We start from the raw sequence: 16,477 nt of genomic DNA on the forward strand, positions 1-16,477 counted from the left end.
CTTGAAGAAACGATAACGTTTGCTTAATAATGAACCTCATTCGTTAGCAAACTTGATTATCTTACCCTTACAGACAGTAATAGATTGAATAGTTGGGTAAATAAGTAAATAATAGCGCCCCGTTTACACGGGGCTTTTTTCTATCGGAGGCACAATGCTTTACCGTCTAGCCAGAACTGGCTTTTTCCAACTTGATGCCGAAAAGGCACATGATCTTGCAATTCAAAATTTCAAGCGCTTCACAGGCACACCTATTGATCTTTTGTATCGCCAACAATTACCTCACCGACCTGTAGAGTGCATGGGTCTTACTTTTAAAAACCCAGTTGGCCTTGCTGCTGGCCTAGATAAAAACGGCGAATGTATTGATGCATTTGGCGCAATGGGTTTTGGTTTCGTAGAAGTAGGAACAGTGACTCCACGTCCGCAAGCGGGTAACGACAAACCTCGTTTATTCCGTCTTGTTGAAGCTGAAGGTATCATCAACCGCATGGGTTTTAACAACCTAGGCGTCGACAACCTTGTTGAGAATGTTAAGAAGTCGAACTACGATGGCATCTTAGGCATTAACATTGGTAAGAATAAAGACACACCAATTGAAAAGGGCGCTGAAGATTACTTGATCTGTATGGAGAAGGTATATCAATACGCTGGTTACATTGCTGTGAACATCTCTTCACCAAACACTCCAGGACTTCGTTCTCTACAATACGGCGAAGCACTAGACGATCTATTGTCTGAACTGAAAACGAAACAAACTGAACTGGAAGAGAAGCATGGTAAATATGTTCCTCTTGCTCTTAAGATTGCTCCGGATCTAAGTGACGATGAAATCAGCCAAATTTGTGAATCATTGATCAAAAATAAGATCGATGGTGTGATCGCAACAAACACGACATTGGATCGTTCAATCGTTGAAGGCATGAAGCATTGCGACGAAGCGGGTGGTCTAAGTGGACGTCCAGTTCAATCTCGCAGTACTGAAGTTGTTCGTAAACTTTATCAAGAGCTTGGTGACCAACTGCCGATCATCGGGGTAGGTGGTGTTGATTCGTATGTTGCTGCAAAAGAGAAAATGATGGCAGGCGCTAAGCTTGTACAAGTTTACTCTGGTTTCATTTACAAAGGTCCAGGCCTTGTAGGTGACATCGTTAAAAATCTTTAAACGGCAAGACGCTTTTATTTCTGAAAAGCGACAATCTGGCATCGTCTTAATAAAAGAGACACTGTAACTCACTGAGTTGTAGAGAAAAGCGACAAGAAAGAGGAATTCATTTCCTCTTTTTTTTTGCCTATTGCTCAGTAAAATTACTGTAATTGAAGGTAATTTTGCGTTTTACCTAATGGAATGGTTCAACAGTGTGAGACGAAATGATGCTTAAACCTAGCGATACATGGAGTTGGTATTACGATGAGCAGCAATGTTCATTAATGCTAAACCTCGGAGAGGATATGATTTTCAAAACGAATCTGGTCCGCAATAAGCTGGTGGACTGCGCGTTTCGAGATAATGAATTCACCGTTGATGACGCATCTTCATACCAAACCTTCAAAGAACAAATTTCTGGCTTAGAACTGTCTGAGCCTCGTCAAGCTGAATTAGCACTCTATTGTGTGGCAGCAAAGCGTTTCCATAAGCCTGTACAGCCTAAGAGTTGGTTCTTCGACTCACAAGGTACTGGCCATGAATATCCTCAAGAAGGGGATATTGTACAAATGAATAACGAGCATAGCTTAGGGTATTTCATTGTATTAGAAGTGGGAGAGTGTGCGAGCCTATGTGCATTTGTTGACCTAGAAGAGTTCCTGTTAACGCCTTCAAAAGGACTGCGATTTGGAGACTCAATCAAGGTGATGCACGATAGAATGGTAGACGCGAACGCTATCCTTCATCAGACACACATAGCGATGGTAGGTTAACCTCTAATCTAGCACATCATTTCAACCACGCATCGCAGCACACAAACGTATAAACCTTCCTCAGAATCGGCTCATTAGCCGATTTTTTTGTGCCTAAAAAACCTCATCCTGATAAATACATCACGGCTTAACCATTTAAATAGTGAACTTACGACTATTTTTTCACCTTAATTTCTGCCCGTTTTCATCGCCAGAAGAGTAAATCTACCGCCTTTATTCCCTGTTTTTGGTCTTTTGTAGCTAAATTTCATCCATAAATCTCCTTTGGTATATACCAGTTTTGAGGTGAATATAAATTCACATTGCTACTTTGGTTAATAAGTGGTCAGAAATGAAGTTGGTTTGATAGGTCTTATGTTCTAAGGGGATGTGGGTAAGCGATCGCTTCAACACTGTGTGTTTGCTAGCCAGTTAGAAGAAAGATTCAATGAAAAGACGAGTTTAGTGTGATGCTCTAGTAACAAATTCAGGTATAATCGAGCTCATTTTTATCAATAAAAGAACACTATGAATCAATATCTAGCGGTTACCTCAAATGGCCTTGAGAATTTATTAGTTGAAGAACTAACCCAACTAGGGATTACAAACGCAAAACCTGTTCAAGCAGGTGTTAAATTCAAAGCCACCAATGAGCAAATTTATCGTTGTTGTTTGTGGAGCCGTTTGGCTTCTCGATTTGTACGTGTCCTTTCTGAATTCACTTGTATGGACGACATGGATTTGTACCTATCAACCACTGCGGTTAACTGGGTAAATCAATTCCATAGCTCTAAGCGTTTTGTTGTTGACTTCAATGGTACGAACAACGAAATCCGTAATAGCCAATACGGTGCGATGAAAGTAAAAGATGCGGTTGTCGATTGCTTCGAGAAGAAGTCTTTGCCTCGTCCTTCTATCAGCAAAGAGAACCCAGATGTTCGTATTCACGTTCGTCTACACCGTGATAAAGCGATTCTTGGTGTTGATATGGTGGGTAGCGGTCTTCACCAACGTGGCTACCGTCCAGAATCAGGTCGTGCTCCGCTGCGTGAAACACTAGCTGCTGCAATCCTTCTTCGTAGTGGTTGGGATGCAACGAAACCTTTCTTAGATCCTATGTGTGGTTCAGGTACGTTAGTGATTGAAGCGGCGATGATGGCTGCAAACATGGCTCCAGGTGTTAAACGTCAGAAGTGGTGTTTTGAATCACTAGAAGATTTCGAACCAGAGCTATGGGCTGAAGTGAAAGCTGAAGCGAACGTTCAAGGTCGTCGTGGTGTTAAGAAAGTGGAATGTAAGTTCTATGGCTACGACAATGATGAACGTATGATCAAAACTGCGCGTGACAATGCTCGTCGTGCCGGTGTTGAAGAGTTGATTGAATTCGAAGTAGGCGATGCTGCAAAGCTTAAGCGTCCTACAGAGTTTACTGATGGTGTGATTGTTTCTAACCCGCCTTACGGTGAACGTCTTGGTACCGAGCCGGGTCTTATTGCACTTTACACAGCATTCGGTGCACAGCTTAAAGCTGAATTTGGTGGCTGTAACGCATCTATCTTCTCTAGCTCAGACGAGCTACTAAGCTGCTTACGCATGCGTGCAGATAAACAGTTCAAGTTGAACAACGGTGCGTTACCGTGTCACCAAAAGAACTACTCAATTTCAGATCGTCCGATGTCAGAGCGTCCATCAGGCGAGCAAGAACAATTGATTGCACCTGATTTCGCGAACCGTCTTAAAAAGAACATCGGTAAAATTGGCAAGTGGGCTAAGAAAGAGCAATTAGATTGCTACCGTATCTACGACGCTGACCTACCAGAATACAATGTAGCGATTGATGTATACCCAGGTCACCTTGTGATTCAAGAATACGCAGCGCCTAAAGATGTACCGGAAGAGAAGGCAAAACGTCGCTTAACCGATATCATCCGTGCTTCTATTCAAGTAACAGGCGTAGAAGCAAACAACGTTGTGCTTAAAGTTCGTCAGAAACAGAAAGGCCGTTCTCAATACCAGAAATTGGCTCAAGACTCATCGAACTTAGAAGTGAACGAGTATGGCGTTAAGCTGATTGTTAATCTTCATGATTACCTAGATACCGGGTTGTTCCTAGATCATAAGATCACTCGTCGTCGTATCGGTGAGATGGCCGCAGGTAAGGATTTCCTAAACTTGTTTGCTTATACAGGAAGTGCATCTGTTCATGCTGCTGTGGGTGGTGCTCGTTCTACAACTACTGTTGATATGTCTAATACCTACCTAGAGTGGGCGAAAGAGAACATGGAGCTTAACGGTCGTGTTGGTCGTCAACATCAGTTTGTTCAAGCTGACTGTCTACAATGGCTAGCTAAAGAGCAGGGTTCTTATGATCTGATCTTTATCGATCCACCTACGTTCTCTAACTCAAAGCGTATGGATCAATCTTTCGATGTTCAACGTGATCACATTCAGCTGATGGAAAACCTTAAACGTCTTCTTCGTGAAGAAGGCACGATTGTGTTCTCTAACAACAAGCGTCACTTCAAAATGGACTTGGACGCTCTAGATGAGTTAGGTCTTAAGGCTCAGAATATCTCAGCGAAGACACTTCCATTGGACTTCTCTCGCAATAAGCACATTCATAACTGCTGGTTGATTACACATAAGTAGTTAAGAGATCGTATAAGGATATATAGTGCTGACTCTCTACAGTACAGAAGGGTGCCATCTATGTGATATGGCATTCCAACTCACGGAACAGTTAAACATTAGCCATCACGTCAACGTTGTTGACATTGCATTTGATGATGAGCTTTTTTCCCGTTACGGGGTCACTATTCCGGTGCTCAAATTTGAAAGCTCTGACCTTTCTCAAAGCTCAGAGCTTAACTGGCCATTTGGCTTGTTAGAACTTAATGATTGGTTAAAGAAGAATGGCATTACTTACAATTCATAATGGGCAATTAGCGTTTGGTGATCACCCATTATTAGATCGTGCGGACTTCGTGCTGCAAGAAAACGAACGTGTGTGTTTAGTAGGGCGCAATGGCGCTGGTAAGTCTACATTGATGAAAATCCTGTCTGGGAACATCATCATGGACGACGGCAAGATGCAAATCACACAAGATGTGGTTGTATCTCGCCTTGAGCAAGATCCACCGCGTAATGAAGAAGGCACCGTTTATGATTACGTTGCTGGTGGCCTAGCGGAAATCGGCGAACAATTGAAGATCTACCATGATCTTCTGGATCTCATCGGCACTGACCCAAGTGAAAAGAACCTAAACCGTCTTACTCGCGTTCAAGAGCAGTTGGATCATGCGAACGCATGGCGCTTTGAAGATCGCGTAAGTAACGTAATGGCTGCGCTTAAACTCACAGCTGAAACAAAACTGACTGATTTGTCTGGTGGTTGGCAGCGTAAAGCAGCGCTTGCTCGTGCGCTTGTATGTGACCCAGATGTGCTTCTACTCGACGAACCGACTAACCACTTGGATGTTGCGACAATCGAATGGTTAGAAGGCTTCCTGAAAGACTTCCGTGGTTCAATTATCTTTATCTCGCATGACCGTGCTTTCATCAAATCGATGGCAACACGCATTGTCGATCTTGATCGCGGTAAGTTGAGCTCTTTCCCTGGTGATTACGAAAACTACCTAGTTGAAAAAGAAGAAGCGCTTCGTGTTGAAGAGATGCAAAACGCTGAATTCGATAAGAAGCTTGCTCAAGAGGAAGTTTGGATTCGTCAGGGCATCAAAGCTCGTCGTACTCGTAACGAAGGCCGTGTTCGTGCGCTTAAGAAGCTACGTGAAGAACGTTTGAACCGTCGTGAAGTGCAGGGCAAAGCGATTATCCAAATCGACGATGGCCAGCGTTCAGGCAAGATTGTATTTGAAGCTGAGAATCTTAACTTTGGCTTTGAAGGCAAAGAAATTGTTAAGGACTTCAGCTTCAACATCATGCGTGGCGATCGTATCGCTCTGATTGGTCCTAACGGTTGTGGTAAGAGTACGGTACTTAAGCTGCTTCTTGACCAGCTTAAGCCTGATTCAGGTCGTTTGCATTGTGGTACTAAGCTTGAAGTCGCTTACTTTGACCAATACCGCGAAATTCTAGACCCTGATAAGTCGGTTATCGATAACCTCGCGGATGGTAAGCAAGAAGTGACCGTAGGTGGCCGTGAGCGTCATGCTCTAAGCTACTTACAAGATTTCTTATTCTCTCCAAAACGTGCTCGCACTCCTGTTAAAGCACTATCTGGTGGTGAGAAAAACCGTCTGTTATTGGCGCGTATTTTCCTTAAGTCGAACAACTTGTTGATTCTCGATGAGCCAACCAACGATCTAGATATCGAAACTTTGGAACTTTTAGAAGATTTGCTTGCCAACTATCAGGGTACGCTTCTTTTAGTGAGCCACGATCGTCAGTTTGTTGATAACACAGTTATGACAAGTTGGATCTTCGAAGGTAACGGTGTGATTGAAGAATTTGTTGGCGGCTATCACGATGCTCAGCAGCAAAGAAAGCAAGCATTAGAGTACCGACAGGTTGAAAAGCCATCAAAGCCTGAGAAAGTAGTTGAGGAAACTCCCAAAACTGCGCCAGCTAAGGCTAAACCTAAGAAGTTATCGTATAAGCTACAACGAGAACTAGAAGCGCTACCAATGCGTTTGGAAGAATTGGAAACTCAAATTGAAACTCTTCAGGAAGAAGTCAACGATCCAAGCTTCTTTTCAAAATCTGTAGAGCAGACACAACCAGTTTTAGATAAGCTATCTGCAGCAGAGCAGGAGCTTGAAGTTGCTTTTGAGCGCTGGGAAGAGCTCGAGGCGCTACAACAGGAAAGTTAAGAAGTAATAATGACTTGTACTAAATTTAAATTAACAACAGTTGCAGCATTAGTTTTTGCTGCAACTAACGCGAACGCTGCGCTTTACAAGGTAGTTGAGGTAACACCTTCGATTACTGGTGCATCTGAAATCTTTGGTGTAGCTATTCAGCCTGCGACGGTAACCGGAACAGAAAGTTGTTTTACGACTGGTACCGTTGGCGGAGTTGCATGTGATAGTTTTAAATTGGCTGGTGAAACTCGCAATACGGTCGAGGCTGTAAGTTATCGTGAAGAAGTACCATTCGCGATGGACGCTCCGTTCCAATACATCCAAGAGTTCGATGATTTCGAAAACTATTGTTATAGAGAGCTAAGATACTCTACATGTGAGAGTTGGGCGCAAAACCGTTGGAATGATACTTGGAGTAAGGAAAGGTTCGACCTAACTTACGTCAATGCAAAAGCATTTGTTGAAGGCGGCGCGACATTTGACACTCGTAATACGGTCATTAACTCTCTAGATAATAATGCTCAACCACTAGGTGTTAAATCTGAAGGTGGTATCCGTAATAATGCGATGTTTACGACGACGGCTGGGCCTACTGGCACCTCTGAAACTCGTGCATGGAAAGCGATTACGGCAAGCAACAGTACTGTTTATAATGTAGGTAGTGTATCTACGGCAGGTCCAAAAACAGACACTTCGGATACAACATTTAGCTCAAAAGCTGCTATCTGGGATGGTACTACAACAAAAGAGATTGATTGGATCAGAAGTGGAAATGCTCAACAAGATGAATACTTTGCCCAAGGCAGTATGCGTTCAATTGTTGAATCAAACTCTGTTTTCTATGGTGTTGGCTATAATACAGCAGATGGCAATGGCGACCTACAAGACATGAATGCCAGTGTTTTTGTGAGCGATTCACTTGACCTTACCAGCGCAACATGGACAACTACACAAATTAGCGGTGCAGAGGTTAAGTCTGGTTCATCGAATGACGATGCTAGATACAGTAACTCCGTTGCGACTGATATTAACCAGAATTTGTTTGCTGTTGGTTATTCTAAGCGTAATGGTTATGTGCCAGAAAGTGGTAGTGCGGGTAACAAGATTTTTGTTGTAACTGATGCTAAAAACCCGACAGCAACGTATTTGTCTGGTGGTATATTCTTCGGCGGTTCGAGCGGTGAAGCTAAAGCAGTTAACAACTTTAATGAGTTTGTTGGCCAAATAGATGCAGAAACCACTCGTGAGGTTGATGGTAGTGAAAGAAGACACAGAGGCTTTATATATCCTTATAACGTGTCTTCATCAACTGAAGCTCGTCGTGTAGACATCTTTAACGGTCAGGCTTGGTGGTTAGATGATCTAACAAATGATGGTATTGTTTCCGGAGAGAACAACAAGTTCCGAATCATTGATGCTACTGACATTAACGATGCTGGTGTGATCTCTGCTACTGCTATCAAATGTACAGTTGGAGGAACGACTCAACCGTATGACACAACTTCTCACAACTCTTACTGTGGTGGCGCTGCGTCTAACGCAGTAGAAGAGGTGGTAGCCGTTAAACTGGTTCCAATTGCTGGTGCAACTAAAGATGATATTCAAACTCGTAGCGCAGATACCGAGAAAGTAGATCGCCAAGGTGGTAGCCTAGGTTGGTTAACTTTGACTGTGCTTGGTCTATTAGGGTTCCGCAGAAAATTTAAATAATTTTATCTCCTGAGCCCGAGTTCACAATTCTGAACTCGGGCTTTTTTTCGCCTTGAGAAAAGTGAAAATTTGACCGATTCTTAAAGTTGGAGTCACAAAAACTCCGTAAAGTTGTAATCATTGTATGTTAGTAAATGGAACACCCGTATGAGGACTGCACTATGAAGAGACAAAAGCGTGATCGACTAGAACGAGCACAATCTCAAGGCTACAAGGCTGGTTTAAATGGACGGTCGCAAGAAGCTTGCCCATATAGCCAAATGGATTCTCGGTCTTATTGGTTAGGTGGATGGCGTGACGCCAAAGATGATAGAAATGCAGGTCTCTATAAATAGATAGGGCGCAACGAATTCAAGGTCAGGGCTCCATTGTCTGTTGATTACAACGGCTGGAGCCTTGTTAGTTTCAGAACAACACAAAGACTCCCAGAGCTATGTAGCATTCTAGTTTCGCTATCATAAGCGTATCGCTGGTGGATTTATCCTGTTTCAAGCTTAATACGGGATACTTTAATGCACTATAACTAAATTTATTGGAACGAAAATAAAGCAGCCATGGGCTGCTTTACTAAAAATCTAACTATTAGATTAGAATGCTGACGTATCTTGGAAAAGGCCAACTTTCAAATCTTTAGCAACGTAGATCTCTTTACCATCAACAAGTACGCGACCATCCGCAAGGCCCATAACTAGACGACGGTTAACAACACGCTTCATGTGGATCTCGTAAGTTACTTTTTTCGCAGTAGGTAGAATTTGACCAGTGAATTTCACTTCGCCAACACCTAGAGCACGGCCTTTACCTTCGCCGCCAACCCAACCAAGGTAGAAGCCAACAAGCTGCCACATTGCGTCAAGACCTAGACAACCAGGCATTACTGGGTCACCCGGGAAGTGACAATCGAAGAACCATAGGTCAGGAGTAATATCCAGCTCAGCAAGAACTAAACCTTTACCGTAATCACCTTCAGTTTCAGACATCTTAGTGATGCGATCCATCATTAGCATGTTCGGTGCTGGTAGTTGAGGGCCTTGTGGCCATAGTTCGCCTTGGCTTGATGCTAGAAGCTCTTCGCGAGTGTAAGAATCACGTTTGTTTTGCATTATCAATTACTCCGATTTTTGATAGGTGCATATTAGTGAACAGGTGTACGCTAAACAAGTCCGATCAGTACTAGACAAACCAGTTTTTAATGCGTCCAACGATTCCAATAGGGTGCTCATGTCTTTCAAAGTTTTCAATACGTTCCGCGATTTTACTCAGAACGCTTTCTTGTTCATCGTCTCTAAATGGCTTGTTCATAATGAGAGGAATTGCTTCGTCTACATTAGACACAGACCAAATATGGAATTCTTCATTCTTAATGCTTTCAATAAGGTCAGGCTTTAGTGCAAGATGCCTTAAGTTCGATCTTGGAAGGATCACACCTTGTTCGCCTGTTAAGCCGTTGTGCTTACACACATGGTAGAAGCCTTCGATTTTCTCGTTTAGCCCGCCAACAGCTTGCACACGTCCAAATTGGTCAACTGCACCTGTAACCGCAATTTGTTGATTGATAGGGTATTCAGACAAAGCACTCACCAGAGAACAAAGCTCAGCAAGAGAAGCACTATCGCCGTCTACTTCGCAATACGATTGCTCAAACACAACAGAAGCAGCGTATGGCAACGGATCTTCAAGGTTTAGTGCGCTGCTCACAAATGCTTGCATGATCATCATACCTTTAGCATGAAGATTACCACCCAACTCGGCTTTGCGCTCAACGTCGGCAATATCCCCATCACCAAAGTGAATAACGCAGGAAATTCGTGCAGGTTCACCATAAGAGATCGGGTGTCCTGGAACATCGATAACCGTCAGACCATTAACTTGACCAACTTGTTCGCCCTCGGTTTCGATAATGACTTGGCCATCTCGAATATCATCAAGGGCGCGTTCTGGTAGGTAAGATTCGCGGTTATATTTGTGCTGTTGAGCTTGTTGGATATGGTGAATATCAATCTCACCATTGTCGGCTTCAATCAGAGCTTCGTTCAATAACGCATTGTGCCAAATAGGGCATAATGGAATATAACTTTGATCTTCAGTCTCTCTTGCTCCGGCCGTGAGAATGCCCGTCAACGCTTGTTGCGTGATGGTTGGCAATTCATAGCGTTGTTGAAGCCACTTAAGGTAACCAAGATATTGAGTCAAAGTCTCTTCAGAGAGCTTGATATCTTGTTCAATATCGCTAAATAGGCAAAAACCGGTTTGAATATCGCTGTCCAGGTAATCAAGGTCACCTAGTTGAGCTCTGTCTCCAACAACAATCAACTTAATGTTGTAAGTCAAAGGCAAAGTCGGGGATTGGTTCAAGTGCTCTGGATTGCTGCTGATTGGTTCTACGGCTTCACCAAGCAGTGCTGATTTAAGTAGTAACCAGCTTCCAGGGTTTGCCAAGATCAAGTTTGCTGAAACGATCAGATAGCCGTTGTTTGCTCTAGCCAGTAGGCCGGGCTTTGTCGCTACAACCTTACCGTCTTTTGACTGAACTTGGTCAAACAGAGAGATAGCATTTAAAGACTCAGTTTTTATAACCGGTAGAGTGTGATCATCTAAAGCAGTGACTAGAGATTCAACAATCATTTGACGATAGATCGAATTGTCTGGAGCGTTTACAAGTAAAACACGCGAAAGGTTAGACAAACGGACAAAGCGGGTTAACGCATCTTTGAATCTATGTTGAATATCTGAAAACGGGAAAGGCGAGATGTCAGGGAATTGCTCTAATTGAGCGCTATATTCGTCGTACTGAGGCGTAACATGTCGCCAATCTACTTGAGTCATTTAAGTTTCTGATTATGATAATGAGGTAGGGAGTATATAGAAAAACCGATCTCGCTTGTAGCTCTATGTTGTAGTTACTAATCACTAAGCTAATATAAGTATGATCTTGGTCTATTCTTTCAAGATCATAATTGTTAAATAGCCTATTTTGGGTTACGCTGTCACTAGGATTAACTCTCGAGATTAGACATGAAATATCAGCAACTTGAAAACTTGGAATGTGGTTGGAAATGGAACTATCTGGTCAAAAAATGGAAAGAAGGCGAGTCGATCACCTGCCACATAGATTCAAGTGAAGCTGACGTTGCTGTTAAAGCCTTATTGAAGCTTGAACACCAGCCTACGGGTGTTCTTGAGTGGATCTCTAACAACATGTCTCCTGAGCTCGATAACAAGCTTAAACAAGCGATCAGAGCTAAGCGAAAACGCCACTTCAATGCTGAACAAGTTCATACAAAGAAGAAATCAATCGACCTTGATTACCGTGTATGGGAAAAGCTATCTCAACGTGCGAACGAGCTAGGTTGTACGCTCTCAGATGCCATCGAGTATTTGGTTAGCGAAGCGTCTCGTAGTGAGCAGGCCAGCAAGACGGTGACTAGCCTCAAAGAAGACTTAAGCAAGCTCCTTTCTGACGATAAATAACCATCAACAGTAGTGGTGACATTATGATGTACGTAATCTTAATCGGTGCGGTATTAGTTTTTTGGTTAGTAGCAGTCGACCGACCGGTATTGAAAATTAAATTTAGCGACGGGGCGATCGAACAAGTTAAAGGGCATCTTCCACCGAGCTTTAAGCACAACCTTCAAGAGATTGGTCATAACAATACCTTTAAAGGCGAGCTAAAAGTGTATGCAAAACGTTCTGGTTACAATCTCAAGTTCACTAAAGATGTTCCTAAAAACGTACAGCAACGTATTCGTAACGTGTTCCCGCATAATGGTTTTAAGTCTAAAGGCTCAAAGAAAGCGTAATCGTTGAGAGTTACGCGTTAGCTGGTCAATCCTCATACTAAGTTAATCCTTCATTTCTCTTAAATCTCCGCATACTGTTCTCACCCTCAACAAAGAGAGAGCAGTATGAGATATCTAGTATTACTATTATGTTTTTTATCCCCAGTCGCTTTTCCCGACGATGCATTGGTTAATCCTGTAGCTAAAAAGATAAAAGTCACCGTCATGAAAGGGCTCAACAAGAGTAATGTTGATTTCGAGGGTTATTGCGATCTGATGATTGAGATGAAGCACTCTAAAGGTTATGCAAGAATCAAAAAGGTGAGAACGTCTGGAGATAGTAAAGTTTGCAAGCAGGCGAAAAAACACCTACCGACGAAGAAAAGGTTCAAATACAGCTTTCCAGAAAAGTATATCCGGCTACATATCACACACTAGCCACTCTCAACGCACTATAACTAAATATCCTTAATTTTATTGAAACAATTTCGTGAACCAATCTCTAATTTCTATTAATATTAGTTTTGTTATAAAGGCAGGATATGCCGATACAAGAGCATTTACGGCAAAGGAAAGTCACGGTTGTTGTTAGCAAATAAAAGTTATACCCCTGAAGTAGTTGAGATCTCAAGGAAGGTCTCAATCAATGTTGAAGCTCGCTTTAATCGATGGTTAATCTCACCTGAATATAAGCTCGCACAATCTACAGTAGACACGTTACTAAGTTTGGAAAATAGGTATTGTGATAGTGTCATATTTGATGAATCTGACCGCATATCTCACAATCAACGTATTTTATTGCGCTGCGAGCAGGATAGAGTCAATGCTCATCGTGAAAAAGTCGACGCGAAGCAACAAACCTTACGATACGTTATCGATGATGTCAGCAATGCCGCTTCTGCGCTAATGCTTGAGAAGCTTCAAGGTACCTTAATAAGTTCGTTGTTTTCAGACTTACCCGATTACAATCAGTTCGCTAGTGTTGCGTATTCGCCATCTTTAAACTTTTCCAAACTCCATGAAATATCCGCGAAAAGTAGGCCATTGAGCTCAAGTTTAATCGAGTTTGTTTCCAATCAAGAGTTTGCAGATAAATATGGAAAGAAATCTAAGGTAATTCTCGATCCAAAAGTTGCAGCACGACAAATAGGAATAGAAAATTGTCGTTTATTGTTCCCATTGTTAATGAGTCAACAGCTGATTAAGTGGAATGATGGCAACATTAAACACATCACACCTAAGGTTTGGCAACACTTGGTCGTGACGTCAAATGCGACTCGAATTCGACTTCAAGAAACGTCGGTTAAAGATCCTAACGTAGGCATTTTACTTGGTGTGTTGAGAGTTCTGCCTTTGTTTTTAATTTGTAACCACTTTTCTTCAACGTTTGAAGACGCATTGGTAAAAACGATGCTTGGTTATCGTGAAGCAAGTGACAAGCATGACGAATATTATGCTTGTACTGAGGTGATGCCAAACACACAGTTTCTTGAATCAATGGTCGAGCAGCTAGAGCTTAAGCTACTAAAAAACCTCGTTGAATTTATAGATTGGAGCCCTGGAAATCAGTTCATCAAGAGGGCACTTCTAGAGGAAGTGAATGACATTCCAGTACTTGAGCGAACGGTTTATGGTGCAGCTTTGGCTCAAGGTAGAAAATATTCCGTTTTCGAGGCGTTAGATAATAGTGAACTATTTAACGTTAAGCACCGACCTTATTGGTTTTCAACTGTTCAAATGTCTATCGCGACGATTGAGCAGATGCAAGATAAAGTACTGGGAAAGCTTACGGTGAACATGTAATAAAAAGAGAGAGTCTCATTAATGTCGCTCTCTTTTTTGTTGCGCTGTAACTTTATGTGAATGTCTTGTTTTGGCGCTAAACAGTAGGATTACACTCTACTTAACTGACCACTTCGAAGGTAAACGACTCTTGCTTTGCTATTGCGTGTTTAACAGGGATACCAAGGCGCTGGCAAGTCATCAGAACTTTCAATTTCCTGTCGGCAGGAGCGTGCTCTGACAGAATCACCGAGCTTAGGCACTCTCTATTAAGGTAGAGTTTATTTCCGATCATTTCGTCATCAGGTAATACCCAGCGGTATTCCTTTTCATAACGCCAATTAGAATGCTTAGTTTTGAATATCTCAGCTCCCAGTCTTGATGTTTGTAAACCTCTTAGCGATGCCGGGCGGAACATATTCGGTTCGTCTTCATACTGGACTTCAAAACAGTTGAGATTGGCCTCACCGTTATAGCAGTTGAGATCATACTCGATACACATGCCTTTAAAGTTGTCACCATACTGCGACCATAGTATTGGGTGGTCGTTCGACTGAGAGAAACACATGATCTTAAAGTTTTGTTGAAGCTCTTTGTTGAATGCGTGGTTAGATTCAAAAGGGTTATTAAAAGTTTTAGCGTAATCAAACCACAACGAACACTCGGAAATAGATTGTATGTTTCTGTCGTGGAGTGATCTGAACTTATAAAGTTTAGGCAACATATCAAACACCTAGTTTACAAAATTGCCTGATGTTAACACTTTAATTTACTTTTAAGGATTGAATGCATAGCATTTGATTGCTTAATCACCAAATTTATTCGTATAACTGTTTGATAGATAAAAATTTAAACACGAAATAATAGCCTGTTAAAGTGGTTTATTTTGCGTTAGGGCAAAGCTTTCAAGTTGTAACTTTTTACAGAAGATACAACGTAACTTTATTTATGGTTGAATTGTCTTGTCAAAGTAGAGGTCGAGTAGGGAAATAGGTGATCAAAATTAAAGCCGAGCTTTAAAAGGACGGCTTTAGTAGTATTGAGCCTACGAGTGAATCAAGTTTAGAAGTGGTACCTTGCACCTAGGTAAGCGGTTTGAGGTGACACATCGATGGATTCAATTTCAACGTTTGCATAGCGGTAACCAATATGGATATCGATGTTGTCTGTTACCATCGCACCAAGCTCAGCACCAACTTGGTAGGCTGCTTCAGACTTAGAGTCTGATACTCCAAAAGCTTTCGCTTCCATATCCATAGAGCCAACACCGGCTAATAAAGATACATACAGATCTAATACGTCACCTTCAACAATAAACTTTGGTTTAATGTTTACGAAGAAAGCATGGCCTTCAATATCCATTAAGTCGTTATAGCTAACTTTTCCGATTTTTCGGTACTCGGCTTCTAGCCCCAGTTTGACGACATCATGTGTATTGAATTCGTAGCCTCCAACCAAGTTATAGCTAAAGTCTGATAGATCAGATGAATCTTCAATGGCGCTGCCACGATATTCTAATTCAGTTTCATTATAAAAGCCGATATCAACACCAGCATAAAAATGACCATGCTCTCTAGGTGAGTTTTCGTTTTCACTAGCAAGCGCCTGCGAGCTGATGCCAAAAAAAGCGGTGAATAGCGATAGGGCGATTGTACTGATTTTCATGTAAAGCCTTCTAAGATAATAAGTTATTCTGTTCCAGAATATGTTAACAAACAAAAGATACTCTAACTAATTGAGAACTAGCCTAAAGATCTGATTTTAAAGACTTGTTGGTAATAGAAGTGTCATTATCGCAGTTATGAGACAAGTTAATATAGTCCAGACAGAGGTTAATAGAATTTATGTTGCACTGTAACTTACGATTAGCCAAGTCGTTTATAGAAGTTCGTTTTGGATGGCAACGCAGTTTGGTAACAATGACCGTTGGGCATCAGAAAATTCAAAGTTAGTGGTTTGAAAAACGAGTACGGATGTTACTGATGACGTTGATAGTTGATTCAATTTGGTGAAGAACAAGCCAACATAGGTAAACAAGACTAGATGATTCGGGAGTTCGCTTGGTCTTTTGGGACCGTTAAATCTAGCGAACAAGAGTAACCAAGTCTTTTCAGTTTATTGGTAGTACGGACAATAGACCGAGAGTTAGTGGAAGCGTTAATCATCTAGGTTCTTTTGGTAAGCAAAATCAGGGTAATAGCTTTTAACACTCAACCAGCAGAGACTCTGGACTAACTTTGGAGAGGCATCCGTAATTAGAAGTCTTAATTAAGTTTGAGCAGACATGTGATAAAGCCATCACGATTTAATCCAATTAACGCGGAGTCAAAGCCAGCCAGTAATTAAATAGATAGATTCATGCGGCGCTGTACGTAAAATTACGCGAGTAACAGGCCCTGAAACCTCTCAGATTTCAATCTCCTTTTTGGTGCGTATTATGGTTATGAATTATGTTGAGAGGTTTGCTGAAAGCCTGAATGAAAT

Annotated in this window: 15 protein-coding genes; 11 read left to right on the forward strand and 4 right to left on the reverse strand. The window is 41.9% G+C overall.

Translation table 11 applies throughout. The annotated features are described in order from the left end of the window. The first annotated feature begins 154 nt into the window (after positions 1-154). The 7 genes from pyrD (at position 155) to rmf (ending at position 8,764) form a co-directional block, all read left to right on the forward strand. Positions 155-1,165, forward strand: coding sequence for a quinone-dependent dihydroorotate dehydrogenase (gene pyrD, locus AB6E51_RS12535; protein ID WP_136974293.1), 1,011 nt, complete (start codon positions 155-157; stop codon positions 1,163-1,165). Between the two features lie 206 nt (positions 1,166-1,371). Further along, positions 1,372-1,920, forward strand: a complete 549-nt coding sequence (locus AB6E51_RS12540; protein ID WP_017063848.1) for a cell division protein ZapC — start codon at positions 1,372-1,374, stop codon at positions 1,918-1,920. Positions 1,921-2,427: 507 nt separating this feature from the next. Beyond that, entirely contained in the window at positions 2,428-4,548 is a 2,121-nt protein-coding gene (rlmKL, locus tag AB6E51_RS12545) for a bifunctional 23S rRNA (guanine(2069)-N(7))-methyltransferase RlmK/23S rRNA (guanine(2445)-N(2))-methyltransferase RlmL (RefSeq protein WP_372057976.1), read from the forward strand. Between the two features lie 25 nt (positions 4,549-4,573). Further along, the gene (locus AB6E51_RS12550) at positions 4,574-4,834 is read left to right on the forward strand and encodes a glutaredoxin family protein (protein WP_132761924.1); all 261 of its coding nucleotides are present in this window, start codon (positions 4,574-4,576) and stop codon (positions 4,832-4,834) included. After that, a complete protein-coding gene (locus AB6E51_RS12555) occupies positions 4,812-6,728 on the forward strand; it encodes an ABC transporter ATP-binding protein (RefSeq protein ID WP_372057977.1) in 1,917 nt (638 codons plus the stop codon). Before AB6E51_RS12550 ends, AB6E51_RS12555 begins: the two co-directional genes overlap by 23 nt. Before the next feature lie 9 nt (positions 6,729-6,737). Beyond that, entirely contained in the window at positions 6,738-8,429 is a 1,692-nt protein-coding gene (locus AB6E51_RS12560; protein WP_372057978.1) for a DUF3466 family protein, read from the forward strand. 161 nt (positions 8,430-8,590) lie between these two features. Further along, positions 8,591-8,764, forward strand: coding sequence for a ribosome modulation factor (gene rmf / locus AB6E51_RS12565; RefSeq protein WP_010440780.1), 174 nt, complete (start codon positions 8,591-8,593; stop codon positions 8,762-8,764). A 252-nt stretch (positions 8,765-9,016) separates the two neighbouring features. On the opposite strand, the gene fabA is transcribed toward rmf, so the two are convergent. Continuing rightward, entirely contained in the window at positions 9,017-9,532 is a 516-nt protein-coding gene (gene fabA, locus AB6E51_RS12570; RefSeq protein ID WP_017059675.1) for a bifunctional 3-hydroxydecanoyl-ACP dehydratase/trans-2-decenoyl-ACP isomerase, read from the reverse strand. Between the two features lie 70 nt (positions 9,533-9,602). Continuing rightward, the gene (locus AB6E51_RS12575) at positions 9,603-11,255 is read right to left on the reverse strand and encodes an AAA family ATPase (RefSeq protein WP_372057979.1); all 1,653 of its coding nucleotides are present in this window, start codon (positions 11,253-11,255) and stop codon (positions 9,603-9,605) included. 189 nt (positions 11,256-11,444) lie between these two features. Between AB6E51_RS12575 and matP the strand changes: the two genes are divergently transcribed. The 4 genes from matP (at position 11,445) to AB6E51_RS12595 (ending at position 14,014) form a co-directional block, all read left to right on the forward strand. Further along, a complete protein-coding gene (matP, locus tag AB6E51_RS12580; RefSeq protein WP_017059673.1) occupies positions 11,445-11,900 on the forward strand; it encodes a macrodomain Ter protein MatP in 456 nt (151 codons plus the stop codon). Positions 11,901-11,923: 23 nt separating this feature from the next. After that, positions 11,924-12,232: a DUF3634 family protein gene (locus AB6E51_RS12585; protein WP_017059672.1), complete on the forward strand. Its 309-nt coding sequence runs from the start codon at positions 11,924-11,926 to the stop codon at positions 12,230-12,232. A 105-nt stretch (positions 12,233-12,337) separates the two neighbouring features. After that, on the forward strand, positions 12,338-12,649 hold the full coding sequence (locus AB6E51_RS12590; protein WP_017059671.1) for a hypothetical protein: 312 nt from the start codon (positions 12,338-12,340) through the stop codon (positions 12,647-12,649). A gap of 144 nt (positions 12,650-12,793) precedes the next feature. Continuing rightward, positions 12,794-14,014 (forward strand): hypothetical protein, encoded by a 1,221-nt coding sequence (locus AB6E51_RS12595; RefSeq protein ID WP_065585053.1) that lies wholly within the window; start codon positions 12,794-12,796, stop codon positions 14,012-14,014. A gap of 100 nt (positions 14,015-14,114) precedes the next feature. Here the strand turns inward: AB6E51_RS12595 and AB6E51_RS12600 are convergent, their stop codons facing one another. Then, entirely contained in the window at positions 14,115-14,717 is a 603-nt protein-coding gene (locus AB6E51_RS12600; RefSeq protein ID WP_137002462.1) for a DUF2971 domain-containing protein, read from the reverse strand. Positions 14,718-15,055: 338 nt separating this feature from the next. Then, entirely contained in the window at positions 15,056-15,658 is a 603-nt protein-coding gene (locus tag AB6E51_RS12605) for a porin family protein (protein WP_017059668.1), read from the reverse strand. Positions 15,659-16,477: the final 819 nt, after the last annotated feature.

This window comes from Vibrio sp. 10N.247.311.47, assembly GCF_041467535.1.
In the GTDB taxonomy this organism is placed as follows: Bacteria; Pseudomonadota; Gammaproteobacteria; order Enterobacterales; family Vibrionaceae; genus Vibrio; species Vibrio crassostreae_C.

Coding starts and splice junctions, on each gene's coding strand:
- AB6E51_RS12560 (WP_372057978.1), top strand. CDS start 6,738: ATGACTTGTACTAAATTTAAATTAACAACAGTTGCAGCATTAGTTTTT.
- pyrD (WP_136974293.1), top strand. CDS start 155: ATGCTTTACCGTCTAGCCAGAACTGGCTTTTTCCAACTTGATGCCGAA.
- matP (WP_017059673.1), top strand. CDS start 11,445: ATGAAATATCAGCAACTTGAAAACTTGGAATGTGGTTGGAAATGGAAC.
- AB6E51_RS12590 (WP_017059671.1), top strand. CDS start 12,338: ATGAGATATCTAGTATTACTATTATGTTTTTTATCCCCAGTCGCTTTT.
- AB6E51_RS12600 (WP_137002462.1), bottom strand. CDS start 14,717: ATGTTGCCTAAACTTTATAAGTTCAGATCACTCCACGACAGAAACATA.
- AB6E51_RS12555 (WP_372057977.1), top strand. CDS start 4,812: ATGGCATTACTTACAATTCATAATGGGCAATTAGCGTTTGGTGATCAC.
- AB6E51_RS12575 (WP_372057979.1), bottom strand. CDS start 11,255: ATGACTCAAGTAGATTGGCGACATGTTACGCCTCAGTACGACGAATAT.
- rmf (WP_010440780.1), top strand. CDS start 8,591: ATGAAGAGACAAAAGCGTGATCGACTAGAACGAGCACAATCTCAAGGC.
- fabA (WP_017059675.1), bottom strand. CDS start 9,532: ATGCAAAACAAACGTGATTCTTACACTCGCGAAGAGCTTCTAGCATCA.
- rlmKL (WP_372057976.1), top strand. CDS start 2,428: ATGAATCAATATCTAGCGGTTACCTCAAATGGCCTTGAGAATTTATTA.
- AB6E51_RS12585 (WP_017059672.1), top strand. CDS start 11,924: ATGATGTACGTAATCTTAATCGGTGCGGTATTAGTTTTTTGGTTAGTA.
- AB6E51_RS12605 (WP_017059668.1), bottom strand. CDS start 15,658: ATGAAAATCAGTACAATCGCCCTATCGCTATTCACCGCTTTTTTTGGC.
- AB6E51_RS12540 (WP_017063848.1), top strand. CDS start 1,372: ATGATGCTTAAACCTAGCGATACATGGAGTTGGTATTACGATGAGCAG.